Raw genomic sequence first — 26,811 nt, 5'->3', positions numbered from 1 at the left:
TACGGCACCACCGCCTCGTCGCCCTCCTCCGCGATCACGATCGTCCGCGCCCCCCGCGCCCGGATCTCCTGGATGTTGGACACGATCTTGTCGTGCCCGCTCGACGACCTCCCCGTCGTACAGCAGCACCACCAGCGCGGGACGGGCGCCCGCGCGCTCCAGACGGGCGAGGACCCGGTCGTACGACCCCCCTCCGCGCCCCAGGCGCATGCCGCGCGCGTCGACCGCCAGCCCGGGCAGCAGCACCACGTCGGCGGCGGTCACGGCGTCCGGGCCCAGGCGCTCGCCGGCCGGTTCGAGGAGGGCCATTTTCGAGCCGTGCCGGACGCGCGCGAGAGAGCCCTCTCCGGTGTACGCGCCCCAGTCCAGGTCGTTGTCGGGCAGCAGCGCGGGCAGCAGGACGCGCACGCCCCGCGCGCGCAGCGCGTCCAACAGCGTGAGCGTGCCGGGTTCGCTCCCGACGGAGACGTACGCCGCCACCGTGCGCGCCCGCGCCAACTCGGGCAGCTCCAGCGCTCGTCCGGCCAGCGCGGCGGCGGCTTCGCGCACGTCATCGGCCGTCAACCTGTTCCTCACCGCGATGAACTCTCGCCGCAACATTCGCTTGTCAGGCTCGGCCGGACGTCCGAGGGGACTCAAAGGTTGCACCCGTACCCTTCCAATACGCTCATATGAGAGCTAATTAACCGGAGCCTCAGATTCCCTGCAAAGGCACCGGATAAGGTTGCGGGCATGACTCAGTCGCACCCTCGGATCAGCAAGGCTGTCATCCCCGCAGCAGGCCTCGGCACCCGGTTCCTGCCGGCCACCAAGGCCACTCCCAAGGAGATGCTGCCGGTCGTCGACAAGCCGGCGATCCAGTACGTGGTCGAGGAGGCCGTGTCCGCTGGCCTCGACGACGTCCTCATGATCACGGGACGCAACAAGCGTCCCCTGGAGGACCACTTCGACCGCAACTACGAGCTGGAGTCGGCTCTCCAGAAAAAGGGCGACGCCGACCGGCTCGCGAAGGTGCAGGAGTCCAGCGACCTCGCCACCATGCACTACGTCCGCCAGGGCGACCCCAAGGGCCTCGGCCACGCCGTCCTGTGCGCCGCCCCGCACGTGGGGCACGAGCCCTTCGCCGTCCTCCTCGGCGACGACCTGATCGACCCGCGCGACCCGCTGCTCCAGCGGATGGTCGAGGTCCAGGCGCAGCACGGCGGCAGCGTCATCGCGCTCATGGAGGTCGCGCCCGAGCAGATCCACCTCTACGGATGCGCCGCCGTCGACCTCACCGAGGACAGCGACACCGTCAAGGTCACCGGCCTGATCGAAAAGCCCGACGCGGCGGACGCCCCGTCGAACTACGCGGTGATCGGCCGGTACGTCCTCGACCCGCACATCTTCGGCATACTGCGCACGACCGAGCCCGGTCGCGGCGGTGAGATCCAGCTCACCGACGCCCTCCAGCAGCTCGCCGAGGACGAGAAGATCGGCGGTCCCGTGCACGGCGTCGTCTTCAAGGGCCGCCGTTATGACACCGGCGACCGCGGCGACTACCTGCGTGCCATTGTCAGACTCGCGTGCGAACGTGAAGACCTGGGCCCGGACTTCCGGTCCTGGCTTCGCAGTTACGTAGCCGAGGAGATGTAGCAACGTTGAGCAGCGCCGCGCCCCGCACCACCGGCCCTGACCACCTGTGGTCGGTGGACGAGCACCTGGAGGACATCCTCGCGACCGTCCGGCCCCTCGAACCCATCGAGCTGCAGATCCTCGACGCCCAGGACTGCGTTCTGGTCGAGGACGTCACGGTGCCGGTGTCCCTGCCGCCGTTCGACAACAGCTCCATGGACGGGTACGCGGTCCGGGTCGCGGACGTCGCGGGCGCCAGCGAGCAGTACCCCGCCGTCCTGGAGGTCGTCGGCGACGTCGCGGCGGGCCAGGCCGACCTGCTCCACGTCGGCCCCGGCCAGGCCGCCCGGATCATGACCGGCGCCCCGCTGCCGCCCGGCGCCGAGACCGTCGTCCCCGTCGAGTGGACCGACGGCGGCCTCGGCGACGGCCCGGTCACCCAGATGCGCGCCCGCGCCCTGGCCCCCGAGGGCGCCCAGGGCCAGGTGCACGTGTACCGGCCGGCCGAGGCCCGCGCGCACGTGCGCGCCAAGGGCAGCGATGTGAAGGCCGGAGACCGCGCCCTGGAGGCGGGCACGGTTCTCGGCCCGCCGCAGATCGCGCTCCTCGCCGCCATCGGGCGCGGCAGCGTACGCGTCCGCCCGCGCCCGCGCGTGGTCGTCATGTCGACCGGCAGCGAACTCGTCCAGCCCGGCGAGGAACTCGGCAGCGGCCAGATCTACGACTCCAACAGCTTCGCCCTCACCGCCGCCGCCCGGGACGCCGGAGCCATCGCCTACCGGGTGGGCGCCGTCGCCGACGACGCCGAGACGCTCCGGTCCACCATCGAGGACCAGCTCGTCCGCGCCGACCTCATGGTCACCACGGGCGGCGTGAGCGTCGGCGCGTACGACGTCGTCAAGGAGGCGCTGTCGTACGTCGGCGACGAGGACGAGGCCGGCAGCGGCATCGAGTTCCGCAAGCTGGCCATGCAGCCCGGCAAGCCCCAGGGCTTCGGCACCATCGGCCCCGACCACACCCCGCTGCTCGCGCTCCCGGGCAACCCCGTGTCGTCGTACGTCTCCTTCGAGCTGTTCGTCCGCCCCGCGATCCGCGCCCTGATGGGGCTCGACGACGTCCACCGGCCGGCCACCCGGGCGACCCTCACGACCGGCAAGGCGCTGACCTCGCCGAAGGGCCGCCGGCAGTTCCTGCGCGGGACGTACGCCGACGGATCGGTGACCCCGGTCGGCGGCGCCGGATCGCACCTGGTCGCGGCTCTGGCGCACGCCGACGCGCTGATCGTCGTCCCTGAGGACGTGGAGTCCGTGGAGCCCGGCACCGAGGTCGAGGTCGTGCTGCTCGGCTGAGTACTCCTGGTTGGCGGTACCGTGTCGCGCACAACAGGCCCGCGCGCCGCACCGCGGCGGGCCCGGACCGGGAGCGCCACACAGTATGAGTACGCAGGACGGACTGACGCACATCGACGAGGCGGGCGCCGCCCGCATGGTCGACGTATCCGAGAAGGACGTGACCGCGCGCACCGCGCGGGCGAGTGGGCGCGTCCTGGTCTCGCCCCGCGTGGTCGAGCTGCTGCGCGGCGAGGGGGTCCCCAAGGGCGACGCCCTGGCCACCGCGCGGATCGCGGGCATCATGGGAGCCAAACGCACCCCCGACCTCATCCCGCTCTGCCACCCGTTGTCGGTGTCCGGTGTGAAACTGGACCTGAGGGTCGCGGACGACGCCGTGGAGATCCGGGCCACGGTGAAGACGACGGACCGCACGGGTGTCGAGATGGAGGCGCTCACCGCGGTCTGCGTCGCCGCGCTCACCGTGATCGACATGGTCAAGGCGGTCGACAAGGCAGCGGTCATCACGGACGTCCGGGTCGAGGAGAAGACGGGCGGCGCGTCGGGCGACTGGAGCCGGGCATGACGTATCGCGCGCTGGTGCTCACCGCCTCCAACCGGGCCGCCGCCGGTGTCTACGAGGACAAGGGCGGCCCGTTGATCGCCGACGGTCTCAAGGGCTTCGGCTTCGCCGTCGACGGGCCGCAGGTCGTGCCCGACGGCGACCCCGTGCGGGCCGCCCTGCGGGCCGCCGTGGACGCCGGGTACGACGTGGTCGTCACCACCGGCGGCACCGGCATCTCGCCCACCGACCGGACCCCCGAGGCGACCCGTGAGGTGATCGACCGCGAGGTGCCGGGTGTCGCCGAGGCCATCCGGGCGTTCGGACGGGACAAGGTGCCGACGGCGGCGCTCTCCCGAGGCCTGGCGGGAGTGGCGGGGCGGACACTGATCGTCAATCTGCCGGGCTCCTCCGGCGGGGTGAAGGACGGTCTGGCCGTCCTGGAGCCCCTGTTGGCGCACGCCGTCGACCAGATCCGCGGCGGGGACCATCCGAGACCCGGCACCGGCCCTGGGGGTGTGAGCTGAACGGCCCGTCCTGGCCTGTCGTACTGGCGGACGGCGATGTCGTCCTGAGGCCGATAAAGATGCGCGACCAGCGGGCCTGGCGCGAGGTCAACCGGCGCAACCGGGACTGGCTGCGGCCCTGGGAGGCGACCATTCCGCCGCCCACGCCGAGCGGGCCGATCACACACCGGCCGACCTACCGGCAGATGGTCCGCCATCTGCGGGCCGAGGCGAACGCCGGCCGGATGCTGCCGTTCGTCATCGAGTACCAGGGGCGGCTGGTCGGGCAGTTGACGGTCGCGGGCATCACCTGGGGGTCGATGTGCTCGGGGCACGTCGGCTACTGGGTGGACGAGGCGGTGGCCGGCCGCGGGGTGATGCCGACCGCCGTGGCACTCGTCACCGACCACTGTTTCCGGACCGTCGGACTGCACCGCGTCGAGGTCTGCATTCGCCCCGAGAACGCGCCGAGCCGCCGGGTCGTGGAGAAACTCGGATTCCGCGAGGAGGGGATGCGCCCGCGCTATCTCCACATCGACGGAGCCTGGCGCGACCATCTCGTGTTCGCGCTCACGGCCGAGGAGGTGCCCGACGGTTTGCTCAGGCGCTGGCAGCGGGCACGCTCCAGGAGCACGCCGCACGACAATCCCGCGTAGCCCGGAGCCGGAGCCCGGGGAATTGAATATGTGTTCGAAAATGACGACGGATGACCGCCCGAGGGCATTGAATTTGCTACCTCGGCGGCCTGTTGATCGGATCGATCACAAAAAAAGCTCGAAATATCAGCCGGATCGTGCGACACACCGGCGCAATTGGCAGATGGCCTCACGCAAACCCCTCTACCGTGTGAGGCGTGAGCAGCAGCGGCCTCATCTACGCAGTCATTGTCGGGGCCTGGGCCGCCTACTTGGTGCCGATGTGGCTCCGTAGGCAGGACGAGCTGAACGAGGCCCGTCCGACGGAACGCTTCAGCACAGCCATCCGGTTGCTGTCCGGAAGGGCGGGGATGGAGCGCCGATACGCCAAGGACCTGCGGGCGCGCTCCACCGAGGAGGGGGAGCCCGGCGTCGCCGACCCGGGCGCCGTCACCGACTCGGTGGACGTCCGGGCCTTCGCCATGCCCCCGTCCCGTCCGCAGGCGCAGGCGGCGGTCCAGGCGCCGAGCCGGCAGCGCACGGCACCGGCGCGTGATGCGGGGTACGAATCGGAGTACGAGCCGTCGCGCGACGCCGTACGCGAGCCGGGGCGTGAAACGGGGCGTGAATCGGGGCGCGAGTCCGTACGGGAACCGGCGCGTGACTCTGCGCGGGAGTCCGTACGGGAGCACGCGCGGGAGTCCGCGCACGAGGAATCGGTCGGTTCCGGGCGCGCGTCCGGTGCCGGAGCGGGTTCCGCGTGGGGTTCCGCGTCGGCGGCCAAGCGCGCGGCGGCTGTCCGGCGTACGGCCTCGGCGGAGGCGGCAGCGGCACGCGCCCGGCGGGTGAAGGTGCTCGCGCGCCGCCGGCGCACCACCGTCATGCTCTTCCTCGCCTTCACGACGGGTGCGATCGTCGCCGCGGTCGGAGGACTGGCGTTCCTGTGGGCGCCCGGCGTGCCCGCCGTCATGCTCAGCGCGTACATCGCCTACCTGCGCTCCCAGGAGCGCCGGCGGTTCGCCTACCAGATGGACCGGCGCATGGCCGAGGCCGCCGCGCAGCGACTGCGTGAGCGCGCCCGCCAGCCGCGCCGGCGGTCCGCCGCCGACGGCGGCGCCGACACCGAGGAGCCGGACGAAGGCCCCGAACCGGCGACGGACCCCGGGCTGTCCGCGCTCGCCGCGGACCGGCGCGCGCTGGTCGAGCAGACCGACCACGCCGAATGGGTCGACCAGCAGCGCGAGCGCCAGCAGCGACCCGGGCACGGTGACAGCTGGGACCCGGTCCCGGTGCCGCTGCCGACGTACGTGACCGCCCCGGTCGCCCCGCGGGCCACCTCCGACGTGGACCTGGCAGCCCCGGACGCGTGGAGCTCGGCCCGGTCCAGCGCCGTCACGCCCGAACAGGAGGCGCACCCCGTCGAACGGGACGCGGAAGCGGAGGAGCAGCCCGACGGGGAGGACAGGGCGACGGCGGACGATCGCAGCGACGCCCGCCGTGCCGCCTCCGCCCGCCGCGCCCGTGAACGAGGCCGCACCCCGCTCTTCGACCAGTACGAGGACGGCGACCGCCCCCGGGCCGCCAACGAGTGACCCGAGGTGGCTTGACCAGCCGGGAACGGATTTCCAAGCACCCTGACGGGGATGCTAGAGTTTCACTCGTTGCAAGGGCCTGTGGCGCAGTCTGGTAGCGCACCTCGTTCGCATCGAGGGGGTCTGGGGTTCAAATCCCCACAGGTCCACCGCAGCTCAAAGCCCCAGTCGGAGAGATCCGGCTGGGGCTTTTTGGCGCCGTACAGCAGCGAAGTACAGCAACTACTTCCGATCTTGCTTCCCAAGGTGCTTGCCCAGCTTGCGCAGCGCCCGACGGGTCGACTCCGACGGAACGTGTGTGTAGACCTCCATCGTCACGGCGATCTTGCTGTGCCGGAGGATCTGCATCGCGACGCGTGGATGCACGTCGAGGGCGGCGAGCAACGAGCCGCACGTGTGCCGGGTGTCGTGAAGGCGGATGCGGCGCACGCCGGCCCTGGCCGACCGGGCGACGAACAGACGGTTGAAGTTGCGCGGCTCGAACGGCGTGCCGTACCGCGTCGTGAACACGAAGTCGGACTCTGTCCACAGCTCACCGGCCGCCTGCTTGGCCAACTCCTGCTCCTGCTTCCGAAGCTGAAGCGCTGTGACGCAGATCTCAGGAAGCGGCAGCGTGGCCGTGGACGCCTCAGTCTTGGTCTCGTCATGGACCAGGCGCCGTTTGATGCGCTGTAGCTGCATCTGCACCGTGATCTCTCCGGCGTCCAGGTTCACGTTCTGCCAGGTGAGGCCCAGCACTTCGCCGCGCCGGAAGCCCAAGACCAGGATGAGCACATAGGCCGCGTACAGCGGGTCATGGGCCGCGCTCGCCGCTTCGAGAAACTGTCGAGCCTCTTCCACGGACCAGGGATGCCGCTTCGTCTTCCGTGCCGACCGCACCTTGACCAGGCCCGCGACGTTCTTCGAGATCAGCTCTTCCGTCATGGCGTTGGTCAGGGCCGACCGCAGGACCGCGCGGGCATCCTGCACGGTGCGACGTGACGGGATGCGCTTACAGCACTCGCCGGCAGCGCAACAACGAGGCGCGTCCCGCTTCGCGTCCAGGCCCTGAGCGCAGCACTGGCACTGAGCCAGGAGGGTGTTCACCCAGTTCCGCACGTCGCGAACGGTGAGCTTGTCGAGCCGCTTGGAGCCCAGGCCCGGCGCGATGTAGAGCCGGACGTGCATCGCGTAGGTCTCGGCCGTCTTGGGCTTCAGGTCCGGCTCTACGACCTCACGGAGCCACCGCGCGAGGTACTGCGACAGAGTCGGTGTCGACGTGACTACCGGCCCTTCCTTGGCCTCAGCGTGGAGTTTGATCCACTTGCCGTGGACCTCTTCGCGGGTCTTGCCGTAGACGTACTTGCGCTTGCGGTTGCCCTCCGGGGTCGTGACCCAGGCGTACGCGGCGAAGCCGTTCTTGTACGGGTAGATCGAACCTTCACCGTTGCCGCGCTTACCGCTCATGCCGACCACCCCTGTTCGGCTTCCTTCGCGCGACGTTCGACGTACTCATCCACGTAGCGGGGCAGGATGCGACGGTTACGGCCGTCCTTTATGGATCGGATCTCCCCCGTCAAGACCAACATCTTGGTCTTGGAGAGGCCGTAGCCGAGCATCTCTGCGACCTCAGCGGTGGTGTACCACTTCCGTTCGATCACTGTCGTGGCCATGCGGCGGCTCCTTCCAGGGCGCGTTGGTCGTACAGGGCTTCGCGTGCGGTTTCGCGGTTGAGTTGGAGGTCGTGGGCGATGGTGGCGGCGAGGGCGGATTCGCCAGGGGTGTGGCCGTGGCCGGCGTACTGCCAGTCGGAGAGGACGAGGACGGTGTCCGGCTCGTGGTCGTCGAGGCCGAGGGCGGCGCGTTCTTGGGCGGCGCGGTAGTCGGCGCGTACCTGGCGGAGGGCGCCGAGGGTGGTGGAGTAGCGGCGGGACTTGGAGCTGAAGTGGCCGCGGAAGCCGAGCATGTGGGCCCAGGCCCAGAGCCGGCGCTCGGGGTAGAGGGCGTCGAGGTCGCGGCATGCGGTGATCAGGCGGCGGGCGTGGTCGGGTACGTGGTGGCGGTCGAGTTCGGAGAGTTCGCCGATGCGGCGGTCGAGGGTGCCGGTGTTTTCGGCGGCTTTGGTGGCGTACTTGGCGACGTAGGAGGCGACGGCCTGTTCGGTGAGGTCGGAGCCGTCGCCGAAGGCCTTTACGGGGCGGATGTCGAGTTCGCGGCCCCAGCGGAGGGTGCGGGCGGGTTGGTCACCGGCCGACGGGAGGTTAATGGTCGTGTAGGCGTGCGTGGCCGCGGCGCGGATGGCGTTCGTGAGCAGGTCGGTACTCGCCCAGGGCAGCGGTGCCGAGTTCAGTCCGTCGGGTCCGTCGAGGCGGATCACGGCGTGGAAGTGGATGGCGCCGCGCTTCTGGAACTCGGCAACCTTGCCGTACGACACGCGGCAGGCGTCGGTGAGTTCGCGTTGAGTGAGACCGGCGCGGGCGGCGATCTCGCGGCGGAGCCGGTTGGTGAAGCGTTGCCACAGCTCGCCCGCATGGTTGTTGAACAGCACGGCGCCGGCGTAGTCGTAGCGCTCCGGGTCCAGGGCGGTGCCGAGCGCGGGATCGTCCTCAGGGTGGAGTCGACCGCAGCGGCAGTGTCCGTGGTCGGGTCGGTTGTGGACCGGTCCGAACGAGGGTGCGGTGAGGGTGGCGAAGACGCGGGGGTGGTCGCGGACAGTGGCGGGGATGTCGCGGCGGTCGTCACCGGCCAGGCCCGCGCGGATGAGGTGGTAGGTGTCGCCCGCATACGTCCAGGCGCAAGACGGGCAGCGGGAGGCACGGCGGTTACCGCAGGCAACTCGGAGCCGTCCACCGGGTTCGCCGGCGGTGGTGTAGTGGTGCAGGGTCTCGCCGGTGGTCTTGTCCTTGTGCACGGTCCAGCCGCGCAGGTGGATGGGGTCGGCGCAGCCTCCGGTTCGTTTGATCTGGTGTTGCCAGCGCTCGAAGTCGGGGGCCGAAGCCACGCGTAGCAGGTCGTTGAGAGTGGACGGGTCGGTGAGCAGGTCAGGCACGGGCGGCCTCCCGTACCAGGTCCAGCAGGCCGGGGGTGGGGGTCCACAGACCGCGGGCACCGGGGCAGGACACGGGCCGGGCGAGCCGGCGTACGTCGGTCAGGTGCCAGTGCCACTGTCTGGGGGCGGACCACAGGGTGCACATGCCGTCATCCGGGTGGCAGTTGTCCAGGCGGGCCCAGCCGAGAATGGCGCCGGCCGGTTGCGGGCGGTGGAGGAAGGGGCGGGCCATGACCGCGTACTTCGCGGCGGGGTCGACCGTCATGCCGGCATGGATGAGGAGCCAGCCGCGGTAGTCGGTGGACCAGCGGCGGTTTTCGATGCGCTTGGTGCCGTAGACGATGGCGGAGGCCCAGGGTTGCCACAGGGTGAGTACCCGTACCTCGACGGGTTTGGCGGTGGTCACCGGGCACCGTCCTTGCGGTTCTTGCGCGGGGGGTCGGAGTGGAAGCGGGACGTGCCGGGGTTGTGGTCGTTCCAGTCTTCGGCGCACACCTTGTGGACAGCCTCGCCCGCGTGGGAGCGCAGCGGGGTGGGCTTGCCGCACAGGGTGCAGGGGCAGTCGCTGCCGTGGTCGTAGTGCTGGCTGGAGTTCCAGTTCAGGAGCCCCACCGCCGTCACCTCCCGGTCCGGGTAAGGGAGGCGGCGGGGGTGCTGTGGCCGGTCCCCTTGCAGGAGGGGCACGTCACGCGGAGCAGGACGCGGGTGCCGTCGTGGTGGAGGGTGCCGGTGGTGATGACGACGGCGGCGAAGCCGGCGCAGTCACGGCAGGCAGGCGTGTTCTGGGCGCGCTGGGGCATGATGGGTCTTCCCTTTCGGGTCCGTTGGATCTGGTAGGGGTCCAGGCGCCCGGAGCGGACGAAACTTGGCGGTAGAGGCCGCTCCGGGGGCCGTTCAGCGTCGGTTGTCGCTGGCGAGGATCGAGCGGATGACGACGGCGCACACGGCGACCGAGGCGCCGGTGATGGCGACCGCCAGGAGCATGGAGACCAGCACGGCGCCGACCACGAGCACGACGGCGGTACCGGCCCCGGCGAGGGCGATCACGCTGCCCGGAGTGAGCTGGACCGCGGGCCGCGAGGAAACCGGGACGGCCGGTGTCGGCTGCGAGACCGGGCTTCCGGGAATGACGGTGGCGGGTTCTACGACGACGGGTGGTGTCGCGTAGCCGGTCGGCGTCGGGTTGGTCGGGACTTTGGGCCGGATCATGGTGGTGCTCCTTTCACTTCGTGGCGGTGTCGATGGCGGGGGCCAGGAAGCTGTCGGCGAGGAGGTAGCCGCCGATCAGCAGGACGAGGACGAGCCACCAGGGCGGGCGGATGAGCTTGATGCCGACCAGGCCCAGGCAGGCGATGAAGAACCACAGCGGCACGGACATGAGCTGATCTCTCCTTTCCAGGTTTCAGCGGACGGGGCAGCGGTGGCCACGGGCGGCGACCATGGCGGCTTCATAGGTGTCGTAGGCGGAAGACCAACCGCAGTCGTCGGTCTCGCAGGCGGCGACGTACTTCATCTCGCCGGTGCGTCGGTCCGGTCCGCCACCGATGTGAGTAGTGCCGACGCGGTGCATCTCGTTCCAGATCTGGTAGAGGCCCATCAGTGAAGTTCCTTTCGAACTAGGCGAGTTGAGCGGCAATGGCGTCAGCCATGGGAGCGGGGACGTTGAGGCGGCCCCGGAGGGTGTCGGTATCGATTGGGGTGCCGGTACGGGCGTGGTGGTCAGCGGCGATCTTGCGGGCATGTTCGACCAGCGCGGCCGGCACCGGGACAGCAGGAGAAGGATCGGGAGCGGGGTCGGCAGCAGGCAGAGCCGTGGGCGTCTCGACCGCAGGAGCAGGAGCAGGAGCCGAGGGTTCGCGTTCGATGTCGGAGACCTCGGGACGGAGCGGCGACGTGGCATCGTCCGCTGTGTCAGCGGGCCGGTCGGGGGCGTGGGCGAGGAGGGTGCCGCCGAGGAAGGCGAGGGCGGGCCAGCCAGCGACGCCGAAGCGCAGCCAGGCGGGCGGATGGGCGAGGTCGAGAAAGCCTGCGGTGGCGACGTTGGCGCCGAGCGAGGCAACCAGGGCGATCAGGAACCAGCACCAAGCCAGCCGGGAGTGGTGGGCGCGCAGTCGGCGCCACGCGGCCACCAGCAGCAGGTCAACGCTGATCGGGTAGGCCCAGGCTTTCCAACCGGTCTGACCGGCGGCTTCGGCGAGGTCGTGCAGGTGGGCGAAGGACAACGCGCCGGCGATCACAGCCTGTACGAGAACGGCATCGAACCGGATCGAGCGGGTCATGTCTTCACCTCCTTCGCGGGGATTGGGGCCGGGCGGGGCGGGGAGCGTGGTCCGGCCGCCCCGCCGCGGCTGATCAATAGATGTCGATGCGGGTGACCGGGCGGGCGCCGGGCAAGGAGGCGGTGGCGTCCTGCACGTGGCCGTAGCCCTCGCAGTGGCAGTGCTTGGTCAGGCAGACAAGGGTGCGGATGTAGAGCTGGCGACAGCCGGTCACTTCGTAGCCCAGACCCCACAGTTGTTCGCGGGACTCGCGGGTCAGCGAGAGGTAGCCCCACTCCCGTCGGGCGTACCGGTTGGCAGCGGCGAGAGCGACCCTGGCGGCCACATGGCCGTCGACCTCCATCGCGAAGAGTTCTTCGCCCCATCCCCAGACGTCGGTGACCTTCAGCGCTCGATAGCCATGCGAGACGGTGTGGGGCTGCGGTGTGGCGGTAGCGGTCATGATCGGTCCCTCTTGAGACTCAGGAAGTGAGGGCTTCGCCGGTGCCTAGGCAGGTCAGGCACAGGGCGGCTTGGTGGTCGTCGGTGGCGCGTCCCTTGCGGGGGCCGACCCGGACGGTTTCGGCGATCTCGCCGTTGCCGTTGCAGTCGGGGCAGTTCGCGGGTTCCGGTTTCGGCGACTTGCGCCGGGTGCTCGGCCGTTTGGTGGTGGCCATGGTCACCACCCCTGGCCGGGGTGTTCGGGGCCCTCGGTCGGGCCGTAGCCGGGCGGGAACAGGCCGGGCGGAGGCTCCGGCAGCGAGGCCGCCAGGCACGGGCCCACGGTGTCGATGAAGACTCGATCGGCGCCGTTCAGCTCCTCGTACAGAGCCAGGGAGCCGAGCAGGATCACGGTGCGGTGGAAGTCCTCGCAGTGCTCGCACATGAGGGGTCCTCCCTCCTTCAGGCATGGCTCGGGTAGGGATCTGGCGCGAGACGGTCACGCCGGCCGGTGGAGCGAGAGGGAGATTCAGGCGGCTTCGGCCACCGCGGGCACCTCGATGGGTGCGAGGTCGACCAGCGGCCGGAAGCGGGCCAACTCCGGCAGATGCGGCGTCAGATGGGCGTGCCGGTTGCAGGCGGACACGGCCTGCCGCATCGTCGTGTGCGGGGTGCGGATACGGACCCAGTCGCCGGTGGAGTAGCCGACCACGGCCATGCCGCGCCGGTTGTTGGGGATCTGGGTGGCGGCGAACACGGCGTGCGGGGAGATGTCGCCAAACGCCATCTTGGCGGTGGATTCGTCGTTGACGCGATGGACCATCCGGCCGGTGAGCTGGGCGCGCAGCATGGTGATGCCGTCGCCGAGTTCGGAGCCGAAACGCTGCCCGTACAGGTCGAGGAAGATGCCGGCCGCACGGCCGAGTTGGGCGAGGCGGACCAGCGCCTTGACGATCCGATCGCGGCGCGGGTCATTCTTCTTCGTGCTCAGGGCGAGTTCGGCGATCTCGTCGATGGTGACCACGATCGGCACCGGACGCAGACCCTCGGGCAGGTCCCAGATGTTCGCTGCGATCTCCCCATCCGGGGTGTCAGCGCTGATCCGCTGCTCAACACGGATGGTGTCGTAGATGCCGTGCATCCGAGCAACCAGCGCTTCCAGCAGCTCCATGGCGTCATCGGGATTGTCGGCCAGGGCGGAGAAGCGGCGGGCGAACGGACCGAGTTCGATCTTCTTGCAGTCGATCCCGACCAGCGCTACCGACTGTGAGGCGAGTTCCTTGATGACGGTGCGCTGCGTGACGGACTTGCCGGAATGCGTGGCGCCCACGGTGACCGAGTGCGGGACCTCCCGGTAGTCGCGGTAGTGCACCGTGCCGTCCTCCACCAGCGCGATCGGGATCTTCAACAGGCCACCCTCGGTCTTGGCCGGCATCTGCACCCGCCGCAGCACGTCATAGCCGGTCAACGCGATCTCGACGACGCCCGGCTTGATCTCGCGAGAGGTGACCTGATGGACGGCGAAGGAGTGGCGCAACCGGTCGGAGGCGGCGGCGAACTCGAACGCGTCCTGACCGGGCCACATCCTGATCCGCAACCGAAGACCGGTGCGAGTCGGGCGGATCCACAGCAGCCGAGGGACGCGCTGTTGCGGGACCGGCTTGCCCATCCAGCGGGCCATAGCGCGCCGCATTCGGGAGGCCGGCACGGTCAGGCGACAGGCCTCCATGACCGAGGCGTAGCGCATGCTCACGCGGAGCATGGCCAGGGCGATGCCGAAGGTCAGCCAGTACCAGGTGGGGCGGCGCCACCGCAGCAGCAGCGCCAACCCGACCAGGGCCGCTAACGCGATCAGCAGCAGGATGGTGGTCATGGCGTTCAGCCCTTGCCGTTCGAGCCGGCCGGGGTGAGCTGCTTCGCTGCGACCGCGATCGCGCGGTAGGAGATGCCGTGACCGAAGTCGTTCTCCCACGGGCGGGCCATCAGCCCCGGCAGCTCAACGGCCATGCCGGGTACCAGGTCCGGCTGGATGCCGTCTTCGGCGACCATGATGGTTACGGCGTCGGGGCGGCCGTCCACGATCACGGCGACGTTGACGTTGTAGAGGACCTTGCCCGACTGCTTGTCGATGGCGATCTCACCGGTCTCGCGGTTCTTGACCTTCTTCTCCGGGGCCTGGATCAGCATGACCGTCATCGCGGACGTGTCGACGGGAATCTGACGCATGAGACGTGCTCCTCGAATGAGAGTGATCGTCAACTAGCCACTGGCTCAAGCCAGTTGACCCGGCATGCACCAGTGAACTGGCTTGAGCCAGTTGCGTCAACCCCTTGAGTCGAACTGGCTTGAGCCAGACGCTAAGCTGGTGCCAGCCAGAACCAGGAGAGTTCATGCCGGAACCCGCAGGAGACAAGAAGCCGCGAAGCAGGCAAATCGCGGATGAACTACGCGAAGCGATCGAAAGTGGCCAGTACGAGCCAGGGGCGAAGTTGCCCTCAAGTCGCCAACTCGCGGAGCGCTACGAGGCAGTCAGGAATACAGTCGATGCCGCGATCGAAATCCTGGCTCAAGAGGGCCTAGTCACAAAGGAATGGGGGCGTGGTGTATTTATTCGGGAGAAGCGTCCCCTTATCCGACTAGGAAGTGACAGGTACTCCCCGAAGTATCGAGAGAGTGGGCTTTCCCCCTTCTTGCTGGAGTGTGCAAAGCAGGGGAAGACTGGCCGTTTCCAGGTCCTGAGCATCGAACGAGTGAAGCCGGAAGGCGATCTGGCCAACAAGCTCAAGGTATCCGCAAAAAGCAAGTCGGTGCTTCGGCGTGAGAACGTCTTCTACGCCGATGACGATCCGGTCTATCGCGTCACGACCTGGATTCCGTGGGCGATTGCTCATGGCACGGGGCTTGTGCAAAAGGAGGTTCCACACCAATACGGAATTCATGGAGTCTTCGAGGAACAAGGGCACGTCATGACGCGGATTCTCGATGAGGTGACCGCGCGTATGCCTACACCCGCCGAGGCCGAGTACCTCCGCCTGCCTGGCGGTGGCGTGCCGGTCATCGAGGTACTGCACACGAGCATCGACCAGGAGGGTGAGCCGTACGAGGTGACGAGGTTCGTCATGCGCGCCGACATGAATGGACTCGTCTACGACGTTCCGGTCGAGTAGTGGCTAAAACTGGAGATTCCATGCCCAGGGAAAAAGCCGTAGCAGGTGAAGTCTTGGTGAGGGCTCGCGAGGTCAGGGATATCCCCGAGACTGCTAGGGCCCTTGTTGTGGTGCACGGCGTAGACGGTTACCCCGTGGAAGGAGTAGATCAGCCAGAAGCATGGCTCATGCCTGAAGGGCTGATCCAGGGATGGGTGGCTGAAATTTCAGGCAACATTGTCGGGCATGTCTGCATCACATGGGGGCGGGACGAAGCGGCTGTTGACCTGTTTCTAGAGCAGAGCGACAGGAGCAGGAACGAGATTGCGGTAATGGCCCGCCTCTTCGTTGTTCCAGAAGCACGAGGGCATTCTGTCGGCGTGCGCCTTGTCCAGGAGGCGACTGACTACGCTCGAAGGCATGGGCTCGCTCTCGTAGGTGACGTCATGAAGAAGGATGTCGCCGCGATCCGGCTGTATGAGCGCCTCGGCTGCCGGATCCTTGGAACCACGGTGCACAGCTACGGCGCCGGCCAGGAGGTTCCCGCGCTGTGCTTCGCGGCACCCACAGACTGACCAAGCCCTGAACGGCCCTTAGCAGCTCAGATTCTGCCACGGTTCTAGGGCCAAATTGATCGCTAGTGCACGTCTTCCCGCACCGCGGGTTTCCGCAGGTCAGTTGACCTGCACGGGAATGAAGTCCGCGACGGGCGCGAAGACTTACAGCGGCGAGCCACGGGGCAGGCAACCGTTCACCCACCTGCGCCCCCTGCCTTGCGGCATCCAGGAGAGCGTTTAAGGATGTGATGGGAAAGCTATAGACAGGGGTAATCGTGGATAACTCAGTTCCGACGATCTCGGTCGCACTCATTCTCGGTGCGCTGATCCTCAAGTCGGTCGACCTGGTCAAGTATGTGAAATCGGTGTTGCTTGCTGACGACGATGATGAGCGGAACAAGGGATTGAACGGCCTGGTGAGCCTCGTCCTTACTAGCGTCGCAGGAGTGGGAATTGTTCTCCTCTTTAAGCTGACGCAATGGGCGGACGATATCACCTTCGGCGACACGAAAATGTCTGACCTCAACACGCTGTCCAGTATCGTACTGGGATTGGTTATCAGCTCATTCGGATCCCTGCTGTACGACTACAAGAAAGCCATCGACAACAAGGATGACGCTCGAACGCCGCGAATGGTCAAGCATGGAACGGTAGCTGAACCGGTGCCCGGTAAACGCCCAGTGGAGTAAACGCTCAGCCTCGCTCCACCCTATCGAGCAGTACCCCGCGAAGGCGCCTCACGCATGTACGGGAGGTGCCTTCGCGTTGTAGTGGCCCTCTGTCCGCCTCACCAGGCAGGACACGGTCCTAGTCCTCCGAGCCCAGGCGCGGTAAGAGTTTCCCTACTTCATCAAGGCTCGCTGCGCTCGCGGCCGGCCATCCACGCCGCGGGTGCCGAGCGCCCCTTGCCTGGGGCTCTGGCTCCGGTTACGCGGGTACGCCCGCGGGGAACCGCCGCCGCGATCCGGCCTGGGAGGGGAGAACCCTTCAGCATCCGTAGGGCCGCACAGCGCACGGACACGAGACACCCCATCAAGACCATGAGACCCGGGCAGCCCAACGAAGTCGGGATCGATCCAAGGACCGAGGGCCGCACACGCGGGGCGGCGCCGGCCGGCCGCCGCCCCGCCGCCTCCATGCCTCCGTCACCGGCTGCGCGTCGCCGTCCGTCCGTCGCCGCCCTCAAGCGGCCAAGAACCAAGCACCGTGCCATGAGGTACAGGGGATTGCCGCACAGCAGGCCAAAGACGCTTTGTGTTACCGAAGAGGCCGGATCGCGGCGGCGGTTCCCCGCGGGCTACCTCGCTACCGGGGGCCGTTGCCCCGTGGCTGGGGCGGTCGGCTCCACGACTTTAGCCAGCCACTTTGGCGCGAGCCTCGAAGATCATGGCCCCAACGTCGTGCTTTAACGGGCAGGTCCACAGACTGCCCGACGCGCCGGAAGCTTACGGGGCCATGATCACTCGCGCCAAAGCAGCTCCCGGCCAAAGTCGTTCCACCGACCTGTGGAACCATTCCGGCCAATCTGGGTGCCGGCTAGACCTCTGCGCGACAGTGCACTAACGCGCTACTAACGCATCACTAACGCGCTACTAACGCACCACTTAGGCCAAGCGCTTCGTTGCTGGAAGTCGGCGGCAGCAAAGTTGCCCAGATCGGGATACTGCTGTCGCGCTGCTACGGTCTCCGACAGATGGACAGACCGACCACTGCAAATCTGGACAACCGAAAGGCAGTTGAGGCAACAGCTCTGCTAAAGTTGGCCAACTGCATGCCGAAGACCCGTATGGCGTTGTGTCTTGGCGGACACGCCGTACGGGTCACTCGAATCATCTGGAGGACAAAAGTGCACAATGCGAGCGCACACTTCAAGCAACCTCAAGATAGGGCCACAGTACCCGTTGAAGCATTGCTATGCAATGCTCATAGCGGTGACCGCCATCTCTGCACGCAGGCTGCCACGACCATCCCAGAGCTTCGCCGGTCTCGAACTGCGCGGGCCGCGGAGGCGCTACAGCTGATCAGGGAGATCGTATGCCTGACCATCCTGTGCCTCCCCCTAGTTTCGCGCTGATCTAGGCGTGCCGTTTTGAACCGGTGCTATACAGCAGTGAAGTACAGCAACCGGCACGATCGCGGTCGACCGTCGCGAGCACTTAGCGACCAGCTGACCAGCCCAGCAGACCGCAGCGACCTCCCCGCCCGTAGTTCGCATCGAGGGGGTCTGGGGTTCAAATCCCCACAGGTCCACCGCGACAACTTTCCCGGTAAGTCGGGGAGTTGAAGAGATCCCGTCCGGTCAGTTGATCGGGCGGGATCTTTTGTGTGTGCCGCGGGCGGCGAGTACGACGGTGGGTACGGCGACCAGTGCGCAGGCGGCCGTCACGGTGCCGAGGGCCGGCCAGGGCAGGTGCGGCGGGGCCGGGGCGGACAGCAGGCCCAGGGCGGCTCCCATGCCGAGCAGGTTCAGCGTGGTCACCAGCAGGCCCAGCAGCGTGCCGGCCGTCACCACCGTCACGGTCTCCGCCGCGACCAGCCGCAGTACCTGCCCGCCGGTGGCTCCCGCCAGCCGTAGCGCCGCCCGTTCGTGTCTCCGGCGAGCGGCGATTGCCGTACCGCCCGTCGCAGTGCCGCCTCCACCGCGCCCGCGTCGGCGCCGGGCAGGAGTGTCACGTCCACCCGGTCGACCGGGGCGTGCGGGGCGTTCGCCGGGGTTACGTACACGCCGTTGTCGTCCGTGCCGGTGGGCATCACCGCGGCGATGCGCAGGGACCTGCGCGTGCCGTCGCCGAGCCTTGCCCGAGCCGGACGGTCCCATGACGGCGGTGAAGGTGCCGGCGGGGGAGGCGAGTGTGACGTCGTCGAGCGCGGTCACACCGCCGCCCGTCCCGTACCGCCTGCTCACGGCGCGCAGTTCGATCGCGTTGGGTGTCATCTCCGTCCCTGCTCCCACTGGTCCGGTTCCGATGGGTCCACGCTCCCGCGCCACCGGCCCCCGGATCAGTGCGGCAGGGACGAGACCTGGGGTGGGGCCAGGCATACCCCCGAGGCTCCGTCCCGGCCCATGGCCCCGTGCCCGTCCGGCTTCTACGGTGATCCCCATGAGTGTGTGGCGGGCCCTCGGCGGGCGTGGATATCTGAGTTCGGCGTGGCCCTGGCGGGCGGTCGCCTACCTGGGCAGCGGTGCGCTGCTCGGTGTGGTCGTCCTGGCCGTGCTGCTCGGCGGACTTGTGGTCGGCGGCGTGCTGGCCGTCGTACTCGTCGGGCTGCCGCTGCTCGTGCTGACCGCGCTGGCCGGGATCCCGGTGGCCGCCGTGGAGCGCGGGCGGCTGCGGCTGGCCGGCGTGGGGCCCGCCCCCGGTGACGGTCATCGGGTGCCCGACGGGCCGGGGCCGTGGGCCTGGCTGGTGACGCGGCTGCGGGAGACGGCGACCTGGCGGGAGCTGGCGTACGCCGTGCTGTTCGGGCTGGTGCTGTGGCCGCTCGACGCGCTGGCCCTGGTCCTCGCGGCCGGGGTTCCGCTCGCCATGGTCGCCGTACCGGCGCTGGTCGCCGCCGACGGTGAGGCGCGGGTGGCCAAACTGTGGACCGTCGACACCTGGGCGGGGGCGTTCGGGTCCGCCGCGCTCGGGCTGGCGCTGCTGCCGTGCGGCGCCTACGCCCTGGGGGCGGTGGCCGGGGCGCGGGCCGAACTGGCGCGGGCGCTGCTGACGTCGAAGGAGAGCGAGCGGGTCACCGAACTCGCGCGCTCCCGGGTGCGGTTGGTGGACGCCTTCGAGACGGAGCGGCGGCGTATCGAGCGGGACCTGCACGACGGGGCCCAACAGCGCCTGGTCGCCCTGACGATGACGCTCGGCCTGGCCCGCCTCGACGTCCCGTCCGGACCGCTCGCCGACCAGCTCGCCAAGGCCCACCAGGAAGCCGGGCAGGCCCTCACGGAACTGCGTGAGCTCATCCACGGCATCCACCCCAAGGTGCTCGCCGACTACGGACTCGAAGCCGCCGTCGCCGACGCGGCCGACCGCAGCCCGGTCCCCGTGGACCTGGCCCTGGAGTTGCCCCAGCGCCTGCCCCAACCCGTCGAATCTGCCGCCTACTTCGTCGTGTGCGAGGCGCTCGCGAACGTCGCCCGGCACAGCGGGGCGAGCCGCGCCGAGGTCAGCGGCGGACACCGGGACGGGCGGTTGGTGCTGCGGGTGCGGGACGACGGATGCGGCGGTGCCGACGCGGCCGGCGGCACCGGGCTGACCGGTCTCGCCGACCGGGTGTCGGTGCTCGATGGCAGACTTTCCGTGTCCAGCCCGCCGGGCGGACCGACCCTGCTGCGTGTGGAGATTCCTTGCCGGCCTCGCCCGACACGACAGACCGCCCCCTGCGCGTAGTCCTCGCCGAGGACAGCGTGCTGCTGCGTGAAGGGCTGGTCGGGCTGCTCACCCGTTTCGGGCACGAGGTGCCGGCCGCCGTCGGCGACGCGGAAGCGCTCCTCGCGGCGGTCGCCGAGCACGAGCCCGATGTCGTCGTGACCGACGTCCGCATGCCGCCCGGCTTCCAGGACGAGGGGCTGCACGCGGCGGTGCGGCTGCGCGCGGAGCGGCCGGGCCTGCCGGTGCTGGTGCTCAGCCAGTACGTGCAGCGGGCGTACGCCGCCGACCTCCTCGACTCCGGTGACGGCAGCGGCGTCGGCTATCTGCTCAAGGACCGGGTGGGGCAGGTCGAGCAGTTCGAGGCGGCACTGAGGGAGGTGGCCTCGGGCGGCACGGTGGTCGACCCCGAAGTCGTACGACAACTGCTGCGCAGGCGCCGGGATCCGCTCGCGCGGCTCACTCCGCGTGAGCGGGAGGTGCTGGCGCTGATCGCGGAGGGCAAGTCGAACGGCGCCATCGCGCGGACGCTCGTGGTGTCGGACGCGGCAGTCGGCAAGCACGTCGGCTCCATCCTGGCCAAGCTGGACCTGCCGCCGGCGGACGACGTCCACCGGCGGGTGCTGGCGGTGCTGGCCTACCTCAGGAGCTGAGCGTCTTCACGGGCCTGCGTGTCCTCGGAAGCGTGAGCATCCACGGAAGCCCGAGCGTCTACGGAAGCGTGAGCATCCAGGGAGACGTGAGCATCCACGGAAGCCTGAGCGCCTTCGGAAACCGGCGCGTCTGCCGGGGCCTGCGCGTTCCCGGCGGCCCGGGTACGGGGCGAGCCGAGCGGTTTGGCGAAGCACCGGCTCGACTCGTGATGCCGGTAGTGGCCGAACTTCCCGCACGGCTCGTAGCCGCTGGAGGTGTAGAGGGCGATGGCCTCCGGCTGCTCGGTGCCGGTCTCCAGCACCATGCGGGTCCGGCCGGCCGCGCGGGCGTCCTCCTCCAGGACGGCCAGCATGCGGCGGGCCAGGCCCCGGCCGCGCATCGGCGTGGTGACGTACATCCGCTTGAGTTCGGCGTCCCCGTCCAGGTTGCCCTCCCCGTTGGTGTCCTGGGCGCGCCAGCCGCCCGAGGCGACGGGGGAGCCGGTCTCGTCGTACGCGAGCAGGTACACACCGCCCGGCGGCTCGAAGTCCTCCGGGGCGAGGGGGGTGGCGTCACCGCCGTCGCCGTAGCGGATGTGGTACTCGGCCTGGACCTGGTCGTTGAGCTTCACGGCGTCGGGGTGGTCGAAGGAGACCCGGCGTATATCCATGCACGTACCGTATGTGAACAGGTTCCAGAACGGGATCTGGTCCAGGTTGCGGGTATCGTGCCGGGGTGCTCACTGTGACCTCCGCGAATGTGAACGGGTTGCGTGCCGCCGCGAAGAAGGGCTTCGTGGAGTGGCTCGCCGACACCTCGGCCGACGTGCTCTGTCTCCAGGAGGTGCGCGCGGAGCCGCACCAGCTGCCCGAGCCCGTCCGCGCCCCCGACGGCTGGCACGTCGTGCACGCGCCCGCCGCCGCCAAGGGCCGCGCCGGGGTCTCCCTCTACACCCGCCGCGAGCCCGACCGGGTCCGGATCGGCTTCGGTTCGGCGGAGTTCGACTCCAGTGGCCGCTACGTCGAGGCCGACCTGCCGGGTGTCACGGTCGCGTCCCTCTACCTCCCCTCCGGCGAGGTCGGCACCGAGCGCCAGGACGAGAAGATCCGCTTCATGGGCGAGTTCCTGGCCCACCTCAAGGACCTGCGCGAGCGCGCCGCCGCCGACGGCCGCGAGGTCCTCGTCTGCGGCGACTGGAACATCGCCCACCAGCAGGCCGACCTGAAGAACTGGCGCGCCAACCAGAAGAACGCCGGTTTCCTGCCGGAGGAGCGGGAGTGGCTGACCCGGGTCTTCGACGCCACGGAGGGCGGCTACGTCGACGTCGTCCGGGCCCTGCATCCGGAGAGGGAGGGGCCGTACACCTGGTGGTCGTACCGGGGGCGGGCCTTCGACAACGACTCGGGGTGGAGGATCGACCTGGCGGTGGCGACCCCCGGGCTCGCGGCACGGGCGGTCAAGGCGGTGGTGGAACGGGCGGCCAGTCACGAGGAGCGGTGGTCGGATCATGCTCCGGTGACCGTCGTCTTCGGGATGTGACGCGCACCGGGCGAGGCGGGCCGGAATGCCGTGCGCCTCGCCCGGCTCTCCGCCGAGGCTCACCGGGGCGGGTGCTTGCGCATCCGCCGGTCCAGGGCCAGTGACAGTTCCGCCTCCACCACGCTGCGGGCCAGGGGGCGCAGGCGCTGGAGGTCTTCCTCGGGGGCGTGGCGCAGGACCAGGTCGGCGAAGAGTCCGGCGAGGGCGTCGACGTGTTCGCGGACGCGCTGGCCGGCCGCCAGGACCTCCGCGAGGGGGATGCCCTCGTGGACCAGGGCCGAGGAGACGTCCAGGAGGCGGCGGCTGATGTGGACGATCTCGTCGCCGTCGGTGCCGAGGTAGCCGAGGTCCAGGGCGGCGGCGAGGTTGTCGGGGGTGACCTGGTCGCCGAAGCGGTCGGCGAGTTCCTCGGGGGTGAGGTGGACCGGCTCCTCCTCGGTGGGGGTGTCCACGCCGAGGAGGTCGGCGACGTCGCGGCCGTGGTCGAGGGCCTCCGCCAGTTCCGCGATCCCGTTCAGGGTGTGGCCGCGTTCCAGCAGGGCGGAGATGGTCCGCAGGCGGGCCAGGTGGCCGTCGTCGTACCAGGCGATCCGGCCCTCGCGGCGGGGCGGGTGGATCAGCTTGCGCTCGCGGTAGAAGCGCAGGGTGCGCACCGTGATCCCGGCCTCCCGGGCCAGTTCCTCCATGCGGTACTCACGCGTGTCTGCCACGCCCGCACCCTATGCCGTACCCCCGGTAACTTTCCCGGCCCGACCCCTACCGCTCAGTAGGGAGCTGTTCTACTCTCCCATTGCGCCAGTGATTACTGGCAGGGTCGACGGAATGCGTGGAGGCTTCGGGATGGCCGAGCAGGAACACGTGCGGGTGGCGGTGATCGGGTCCGGATTCGGCGGGCTGGGGGCCGCCGTGCGGCTGCGGCGCGAGGGCGTCACCGACTTCGTCGTACTGGAACGGGCCGGCAGCGTCGGCGGCACCTGGCGGGACAACACGTACCCGGGGTGTGCCTGCGACGTGCCGTCCCATCTGTACTCGTTCTCCTTCGCGCCCAACCCCGACTGGCCGCGCACCTTCTCCGGACAGGAACACATCCGGGCGTACCTGGAGCACGTGGCGGACGTCTTCGGGCTGCGCCCCCACATCCGCCTCGACTCCGAGGTCAAGCGGATGGCCTGGAACACCGAGCGGCTGTGCTGGGACATCGAGACCAGCAGCGGCTCGCTCTCCGCGGACCTCGTCGTCTCCGCCACCGGCCCGCTGTCCGACCCGAAGATCCCGGACATCCCGGGGCTCGACTCGTTCCCCGGGAAGGTGTTCCACTCGGCCCGCTGGGACCACGGCTACGACCTGCGCGGCAAGCGCGTCGCCATGGTCGGCACGGGCGCCTCCGCCATCCAGATCGTGCCGGCGATCCAGCCCGAGGTCTCCCGGCTGACGCTGTTCCAGCGCACCCCGGCGTGGGTGCTGCCGCGGCTGGACCGGGCGATCGGCCCGGCCGAACGCGCGCTGCACCGGACACTGCCCTTCACCACCCTGGCCCGGCGCGGACTGCTGTGGGGCATCCGGGAGTTGCAGGTCCAGGCCTTCACCAAGCGTTCCGGACAGCTCGGCCTGGTCGAGCAGGTGGCCAAGCGTCACATGGGCCGCGTCATCAAGGACCCGGCCCTGCGCGCCAAGCTCACGCCCGACTACCGCATCGGCTGCAAGCGGATCCTGCTGTCGAGCGAGTACTACCCGGCGCTCGCCCGCCCCAACGTGGACGTCGTCGCGAGCGGACTGAGCGAGGTCCGCGGCTCGACCCTGGTCGCCGCCGACGGCACCGAGACGGAGGCCGACGCGATCGTCTTCGGTACGGGCTTCCACGTCACGGACATGCCGATCGCCGAGCGGGTGGTGGGCGCGGACGGACGGACGCTCGCCGAGGCCTGGGCGGACGGCGGCGGGATGGAGGCGCTGCGCGGTGCCTCGGTGCCGGGCTTCCCCAACTGGATGACGGTCATCGGGCCCAACACCGGTCTCGGCAACTCGTCGATGATCCTCATGATCGAGTCGCAGCTGAACTACCTGGCCGACTACCTGCGGCAGTTGAACGTGCTGGGCGGCCGGGCCGCCCTCGACGCCCGCCCGTCCGCGGTGCGCGCCTGGAGCCACCGGGTGCACGAGCGCATGAAGCGCACCGTGTGGAACACCGGCGGCTGCACCAGCTGGTACCTGGACGCCAACGGCCGCAACACCACCGTGTGGCCGGGCACCACGACCGAGTTCCGGCGGGCGACGCGACGGGTCGACCTCGCGGAGTACGAGGTCCTGCGGGTCCCCGCGGCCGAGGGCACGGTCAGGGACGCGGCCAAGGACGCGTCCGAGGGCACGGCCGACGGCACGCCGGAGGCCACGGTCAAGGACGCGGTCAGGGACGCGGCCGACGGCGCGGAGGTGTCCGCGTGAGCCGCCCGGCGCTCGTCCCCACCGGGCGGTACGCCCCGCCCGCACCCGCCCGCGAGCTGACCGCCGTCTCCGCCGACGGCGCCCGCCTGCACGTCGAGCTGCACGGACCCGTCGACGACCCGGACGTCCCCGTCGTGGTCCTCGCGCACGGCTGGGCCTGCTCGACCGCCTTCTGGGCGGCGCAGATACGGGACCTGGCCGTCGACCACAAGGTCGTCGCCTACGACCAGCGCGGTCACGGGCGCAGCCCGGCGCACCCCGTCTGCACCACGGACGCGCTCGCCGACGACCTCGAAGCCGTGCTGAAGGCGACCCTCGCGCCCGGCGAACGGGCCGTGATCGCCGGTCACTCGATGGGCGGGATGACGGTGATGGCCGCCTCCGGGCGCGCCGCGTTCCGGGAGCACGCGGCGGCCGTCCTGCTGTGCAGCACGGGCGCCTCCCGGCTGGTCGCCGAGTCGCTGGTGATACCGATCCGGGCGGGCCGGCTGCGGACCTGGCTGACCGAGCGGGTGCTCGGTTCCCGTGCCCCGCTCGGACCGGTCACGCCGCTCGCCCGCCGGATCCTCAAGTACGGGACGATGGGCCCCGGTTCGGCCCCGGACATGGTCGAGGCGTGCGCCCGTATCGTGCACGCGTGCCCGCGCAAGGTGCGCTACGCCTGGTCGGAGGTGCTCGGCCTGCTCGATCTCGACCACGGCGTGCGGGAGTTGCGGGTGCCGACGGCCGTCGTCGTGGGCTCCGCCGACCGGCTCACCCCGCCGGCGCAGGCCCGCGCGCTGGCCGCCGCGCTGCCCGACTGTGCGGGCATCGCCGAACTGCCCGGGGTCGGCCACATGACGCCGGTGGAGGCGTCCGCGCCGGTCACCGGGAAGATCCGGGAACTCGTCACCGCCTACGTCCACGTCGGGCACGTCAAGGAGGACGCATGAGCAGCAGGGTCGGCCTGGAAGGACAGGTGGCCGTCGTCACCGGAGCCGCGCGGGGCGTCGGGGAGTTGCTGGCCCGCAAGCTGTCCGCGCGCGGGGCGGCGGTGGCGCTGGTCGGACTGGAGCCGGACGTGCTCAAGCAGGTCGCCGGACGGCTGCACGGCGACAGCGACCACTGGTACGCCGACGTCACCGACCACGAGGCGATGGCCCGGGTCGCCGAGGAGGTCAAGGGGCGGTTCGGGAAGGTCGACATCGTCGTCGCCAACGCGGGCGTCGCCACCGGAGGCCCCTTCGTCGACTCCGACCCGGTGGCCTGGCGCCGGGTCATCGAGGTGAACCTGATCGGCTCGGCGGTGACCGCCCGGGCGTTCCTGCCGGCGCTGACGGAGAGCCGGGGCTATCTGCTCCAGATCGCCTCCCTCGCCGCGATCACCCCGGCGCCGATGATGACCGCGTACTGCGCGTCCAAGTCGGGCGTGGAGGCGTACGCGCACAGTCTGCGGGCCGAGGTCGGCCACCGGGGCGTGCGGGTGGGGGTCGGGTACCTGTCGTGGACCGACACCGACATGGTGCGCGGGGCCGACCAGGACGACGTGATGCGGGAGCTGCGGCAGCGGCTGCCGTGGCCGTCCAACAAGACGTATCCGCTGGGGCCGGCGGTGGACCGGATCGTGGCCGGCATCGAGCGTCGCTCCAGCCATGTCTACGGGCAGTGGTGGCTGCGCGGGATGCAGGGCGTGCGCGGCTGCCTGCCCAGCGTCATCGGGACCGTCGGCCAGCGGGAGATGCGGCGGTTCGGGAACCGGCTGGAAGGGATGCGTTCCGGACTCGTCGGCGCAGGTGGGGCCGCGGATGAGGAGGCCCGTGCTACGCACCGTAGTTGATCGACATGCGCACTGTGACGGCTCGTGTGAATCTGGTCGAGGCCCCACCGGGGCCCAACCCCCCACTCATCACAGGAGTGAACCCACATGGGTATGAAGGACCAGTTCCAGGACAAGTCCGAGCAGTGGCAGGAGCAGGCCAGGCAGAAGGCCCAGCAGGCTCGCGAGAAGGCTCAGGAGCGCGGCGGCGGCCGGCCGGGCGAGGAGCGCGGGCGGCCGGACGACCGTATGCGTGACGAGGAGACCGAGCGCATGCGGCTCGACCGCGAGGAGCGGGACCGCCTGGAGCAGGACTACGACGTCTGACGTCGTAGTCGGCTTCAGCTGCGGTTTCGGCTGCGGTTTCGGCTTCG

General features: G+C 69.8%; 35 protein-coding genes, 1 tRNA gene and 1 pseudogene. 17 read left to right on the top strand and 20 right to left on the bottom strand.

Annotated features, from left to right (window positions below):
• On the bottom strand, positions 1–600 hold a 600-nt coding region (locus ACWD0J_RS05270; protein ID WP_451494389.1), incomplete at its 3' end, for a 5-formyltetrahydrofolate cyclo-ligase.
• A 132-nt stretch (positions 601–732) separates the two neighbouring features.
• Here ACWD0J_RS05270 and galU point away from each other — a divergent pair.
• From galU to ACWD0J_RS05235, 7 genes are all read left to right on the top strand, one after another.
• A complete protein-coding gene (gene galU / locus ACWD0J_RS05265) occupies positions 733–1,635 on the top strand; it encodes a UTP--glucose-1-phosphate uridylyltransferase GalU (protein WP_451494388.1) in 903 nt (300 codons plus the stop codon).
• Between the two features lie 5 nt (positions 1,636–1,640).
• Complete coding sequence (gene glp, locus ACWD0J_RS05260) at positions 1,641–2,963, top strand: molybdotransferase-like divisome protein Glp (protein WP_451494387.1); 1,323 nt, start codon at positions 1,641–1,643, stop codon at positions 2,961–2,963.
• Positions 2,964–3,048: 85 nt separating this feature from the next.
• Complete coding sequence (gene moaC, locus ACWD0J_RS05255; protein WP_451494386.1) at positions 3,049–3,528, top strand: cyclic pyranopterin monophosphate synthase MoaC; 480 nt, start codon at positions 3,049–3,051, stop codon at positions 3,526–3,528.
• A complete protein-coding gene (locus tag ACWD0J_RS05250; protein WP_451494385.1) occupies positions 3,525–4,031 on the top strand; it encodes a MogA/MoaB family molybdenum cofactor biosynthesis protein in 507 nt (168 codons plus the stop codon). The genes moaC and ACWD0J_RS05250 overlap by 4 nt, the downstream gene beginning before the upstream one ends.
• Positions 4,032–4,090: 59 nt before the next feature.
• On the top strand, positions 4,091–4,666 hold the full coding sequence (locus ACWD0J_RS05245; protein ID WP_451494384.1) for a GNAT family N-acetyltransferase: 576 nt from the start codon (positions 4,091–4,093) through the stop codon (positions 4,664–4,666).
• 197 nt (positions 4,667–4,863) lie between these two features.
• On the top strand, positions 4,864–6,237 hold the full coding sequence (gene sepX / locus ACWD0J_RS05240) for a divisome protein SepX/GlpR (protein ID WP_451494383.1): 1,374 nt from the start codon (positions 4,864–4,866) through the stop codon (positions 6,235–6,237).
• Between the two features lie 75 nt (positions 6,238–6,312).
• A tRNA-Ala gene (locus ACWD0J_RS05235) sits at positions 6,313–6,386 on the top strand.
• Between the two features lie 73 nt (positions 6,387–6,459).
• On the opposite strand, the gene ACWD0J_RS05230 is transcribed toward ACWD0J_RS05235, so the two are convergent.
• The 15 genes from ACWD0J_RS05230 to ACWD0J_RS05160 all read right to left on the bottom strand — a co-directional run bounded on the left by ACWD0J_RS05230 (position 6,460) and on the right by ACWD0J_RS05160 (position 14,190).
• Entirely contained in the window at positions 6,460–7,692 is a 1,233-nt protein-coding gene (locus ACWD0J_RS05230) for a site-specific integrase (protein ID WP_451494382.1), read from the bottom strand.
• Positions 7,680–7,889, bottom strand: a complete 210-nt coding sequence (locus ACWD0J_RS05225) for a helix-turn-helix domain-containing protein (RefSeq protein WP_451494381.1) — start codon at positions 7,887–7,889, stop codon at positions 7,680–7,682. Before ACWD0J_RS05225 ends, ACWD0J_RS05230 begins: the two co-directional genes overlap by 13 nt.
• A complete protein-coding gene (gene repSA / locus ACWD0J_RS05220; protein ID WP_451494380.1) occupies positions 7,874–9,265 on the bottom strand; it encodes a replication initiator protein RepSA in 1,392 nt (463 codons plus the stop codon). The genes ACWD0J_RS05225 and repSA overlap by 16 nt, the downstream gene beginning before the upstream one ends.
• Complete coding sequence (locus ACWD0J_RS05215; protein WP_451494379.1) at positions 9,258–9,671, bottom strand: ASCH domain-containing protein; 414 nt, start codon at positions 9,669–9,671, stop codon at positions 9,258–9,260. The genes repSA and ACWD0J_RS05215 overlap by 8 nt, the downstream gene beginning before the upstream one ends.
• The gene (locus ACWD0J_RS05210) at positions 9,668–9,877 is read right to left on the bottom strand and encodes a hypothetical protein (protein WP_451494378.1); all 210 of its coding nucleotides are present in this window, start codon (positions 9,875–9,877) and stop codon (positions 9,668–9,670) included. The genes ACWD0J_RS05215 and ACWD0J_RS05210 overlap by 4 nt, the downstream gene beginning before the upstream one ends.
• 5 nt (positions 9,878–9,882) lie before the next feature.
• Positions 9,883–10,065 (bottom strand): hypothetical protein, encoded by a 183-nt coding sequence (locus tag ACWD0J_RS05205; protein ID WP_451494377.1) that lies wholly within the window; start codon positions 10,063–10,065, stop codon positions 9,883–9,885.
• 94 nt (positions 10,066–10,159) lie between these two features.
• Entirely contained in the window at positions 10,160–10,474 is a 315-nt protein-coding gene (locus tag ACWD0J_RS05200; RefSeq protein ID WP_451494376.1) for a SpdD-like protein, read from the bottom strand.
• Positions 10,475–10,487: 13 nt separating this feature from the next.
• Complete coding sequence (locus ACWD0J_RS05195; protein WP_451494375.1) at positions 10,488–10,643, bottom strand: hypothetical protein; 156 nt, start codon at positions 10,641–10,643, stop codon at positions 10,488–10,490.
• Between the two features lie 24 nt (positions 10,644–10,667).
• Complete coding sequence (locus ACWD0J_RS05190; RefSeq protein ID WP_451494374.1) at positions 10,668–10,862, bottom strand: mobile element transfer protein; 195 nt, start codon at positions 10,860–10,862, stop codon at positions 10,668–10,670.
• Positions 10,863–10,881: 19 nt separating this feature from the next.
• A complete protein-coding gene (locus ACWD0J_RS05185) occupies positions 10,882–11,544 on the bottom strand; it encodes a DUF2637 domain-containing protein (protein WP_451494373.1) in 663 nt (220 codons plus the stop codon).
• Positions 11,545–11,617: 73 nt separating this feature from the next.
• Positions 11,618–11,986, bottom strand: a complete 369-nt coding sequence (locus ACWD0J_RS05180; RefSeq protein WP_451494372.1) for a hypothetical protein — start codon at positions 11,984–11,986, stop codon at positions 11,618–11,620.
• Positions 11,987–12,005: 19 nt separating this feature from the next.
• Entirely contained in the window at positions 12,006–12,200 is a 195-nt protein-coding gene (locus ACWD0J_RS05175) for a hypothetical protein (RefSeq protein WP_451494371.1), read from the bottom strand.
• A gap of 2 nt (positions 12,201–12,202) precedes the next feature.
• Positions 12,203–12,409 carry a hypothetical protein gene (locus ACWD0J_RS05170; RefSeq protein ID WP_451494370.1) on the bottom strand — a complete coding sequence of 69 codons (207 nt, stop codon included), beginning with the start codon at positions 12,407–12,409 and terminating at the stop codon, positions 12,203–12,205.
• An 84-nt stretch (positions 12,410–12,493) separates the two neighbouring features.
• On the bottom strand, positions 12,494–13,837 hold the full coding sequence (locus tag ACWD0J_RS05165) for an FtsK/SpoIIIE domain-containing protein (RefSeq protein ID WP_451494369.1): 1,344 nt from the start codon (positions 13,835–13,837) through the stop codon (positions 12,494–12,496).
• 5 nt (positions 13,838–13,842) lie between these two features.
• Positions 13,843–14,190 (bottom strand): SCO3933 family regulatory protein, encoded by a 348-nt coding sequence (locus ACWD0J_RS05160; RefSeq protein WP_451494368.1) that lies wholly within the window; start codon positions 14,188–14,190, stop codon positions 13,843–13,845.
• Positions 14,191–14,354: 164 nt separating this feature from the next.
• Here ACWD0J_RS05160 and ACWD0J_RS05155 point away from each other — a divergent pair, with 164 nt between their 5' ends.
• From ACWD0J_RS05155 to ACWD0J_RS05145, 3 genes are all read left to right on the top strand, one after another.
• Positions 14,355–15,131 carry a GntR family transcriptional regulator gene (locus ACWD0J_RS05155; RefSeq protein WP_451494367.1) on the top strand — a complete coding sequence of 259 codons (777 nt, stop codon included), beginning with the start codon at positions 14,355–14,357 and terminating at the stop codon, positions 15,129–15,131.
• A gap of 20 nt (positions 15,132–15,151) precedes the next feature.
• The gene (locus tag ACWD0J_RS05150) at positions 15,152–15,685 is read left to right on the top strand and encodes a GNAT family N-acetyltransferase (RefSeq protein WP_451494366.1); all 534 of its coding nucleotides are present in this window, start codon (positions 15,152–15,154) and stop codon (positions 15,683–15,685) included.
• 257 nt (positions 15,686–15,942) lie between these two features.
• Positions 15,943–16,356, top strand: coding sequence for a hypothetical protein (locus tag ACWD0J_RS05145; RefSeq protein WP_451494365.1), 414 nt, complete (start codon positions 15,943–15,945; stop codon positions 16,354–16,356).
• Between the two features lie 1,610 nt (positions 16,357–17,966).
• On the opposite strand, the gene ACWD0J_RS05140 is transcribed toward ACWD0J_RS05145, so the two are convergent.
• Positions 17,967–18,236 carry a hypothetical protein gene (locus ACWD0J_RS05140; protein ID WP_451494397.1) on the bottom strand — a complete coding sequence of 90 codons (270 nt, stop codon included), beginning with the start codon at positions 18,234–18,236 and terminating at the stop codon, positions 17,967–17,969.
• Positions 18,182–18,418 (bottom strand): hypothetical protein, encoded by a 237-nt coding sequence (locus ACWD0J_RS05135; protein WP_451494398.1) that lies wholly within the window; start codon positions 18,416–18,418, stop codon positions 18,182–18,184. The genes ACWD0J_RS05140 and ACWD0J_RS05135 overlap by 55 nt, the downstream gene beginning before the upstream one ends.
• Before the next feature lie 350 nt (positions 18,419–18,768).
• On the opposite strand from ACWD0J_RS05135, the gene ACWD0J_RS05130 reads away from it, so the two are divergent.
• Positions 18,769–20,049, top strand: a complete 1,281-nt coding sequence (locus tag ACWD0J_RS05130) for a sensor histidine kinase (RefSeq protein ID WP_451494364.1) — start codon at positions 18,769–18,771, stop codon at positions 20,047–20,049.
• A complete protein-coding gene (locus tag ACWD0J_RS05125; protein WP_451494363.1) occupies positions 20,007–20,681 on the top strand; it encodes a response regulator in 675 nt (224 codons plus the stop codon). Before ACWD0J_RS05130 ends, ACWD0J_RS05125 begins: the two co-directional genes overlap by 43 nt.
• Positions 20,682–20,857: 176 nt before the next feature.
• Here the strand turns inward: ACWD0J_RS05125 and ACWD0J_RS05120 are convergent.
• Positions 20,858–21,331, bottom strand: a pseudogene (locus ACWD0J_RS05120) (GNAT family N-acetyltransferase); the annotation flags it as partial.
• Between the two features lie 65 nt (positions 21,332–21,396).
• Here ACWD0J_RS05120 and ACWD0J_RS05115 point away from each other — a divergent pair.
• The gene (locus tag ACWD0J_RS05115; RefSeq protein WP_451494362.1) at positions 21,397–22,200 is read left to right on the top strand and encodes an exodeoxyribonuclease III; all 804 of its coding nucleotides are present in this window, start codon (positions 21,397–21,399) and stop codon (positions 22,198–22,200) included.
• A 59-nt stretch (positions 22,201–22,259) separates the two neighbouring features.
• On the opposite strand, the gene ACWD0J_RS05110 is transcribed toward ACWD0J_RS05115, so the two are convergent.
• Positions 22,260–22,886 (bottom strand): MerR family transcriptional regulator, encoded by a 627-nt coding sequence (locus ACWD0J_RS05110; RefSeq protein WP_451494396.1) that lies wholly within the window; start codon positions 22,884–22,886, stop codon positions 22,260–22,262.
• 154 nt (positions 22,887–23,040) lie between these two features.
• Here ACWD0J_RS05110 and ACWD0J_RS05105 point away from each other — a divergent pair, with 154 nt between their 5' ends.
• The 4 genes from ACWD0J_RS05105 to ACWD0J_RS05090 all read left to right on the top strand — a co-directional run bounded on the left by ACWD0J_RS05105 (position 23,041) and on the right by ACWD0J_RS05090 (position 26,764).
• Positions 23,041–24,642, top strand: coding sequence for a flavin-containing monooxygenase (locus ACWD0J_RS05105; protein WP_451494361.1), 1,602 nt, complete (start codon positions 23,041–23,043; stop codon positions 24,640–24,642).
• A complete protein-coding gene (locus tag ACWD0J_RS05100; RefSeq protein WP_451494360.1) occupies positions 24,639–25,574 on the top strand; it encodes an alpha/beta fold hydrolase in 936 nt (311 codons plus the stop codon). The genes ACWD0J_RS05105 and ACWD0J_RS05100 overlap by 4 nt, the downstream gene beginning before the upstream one ends.
• Positions 25,571–26,458: an SDR family oxidoreductase gene (locus ACWD0J_RS05095; RefSeq protein ID WP_451494359.1), complete on the top strand. Its 888-nt coding sequence runs from the start codon at positions 25,571–25,573 to the stop codon at positions 26,456–26,458. The genes ACWD0J_RS05100 and ACWD0J_RS05095 overlap by 4 nt, the downstream gene beginning before the upstream one ends.
• Before the next feature lie 87 nt (positions 26,459–26,545).
• A complete protein-coding gene (locus tag ACWD0J_RS05090) occupies positions 26,546–26,764 on the top strand; it encodes a hypothetical protein (protein WP_451494358.1) in 219 nt (72 codons plus the stop codon).
• The last annotated feature ends 47 nt before the right edge of the window (positions 26,765–26,811 follow it).

This window comes from Streptomyces sp. NPDC003011 (assembly GCF_053591515.1).
Note: the sequence above shows the minus strand (reverse complement) of the source record. Positions and strands in the feature narration are given on the sequence as shown.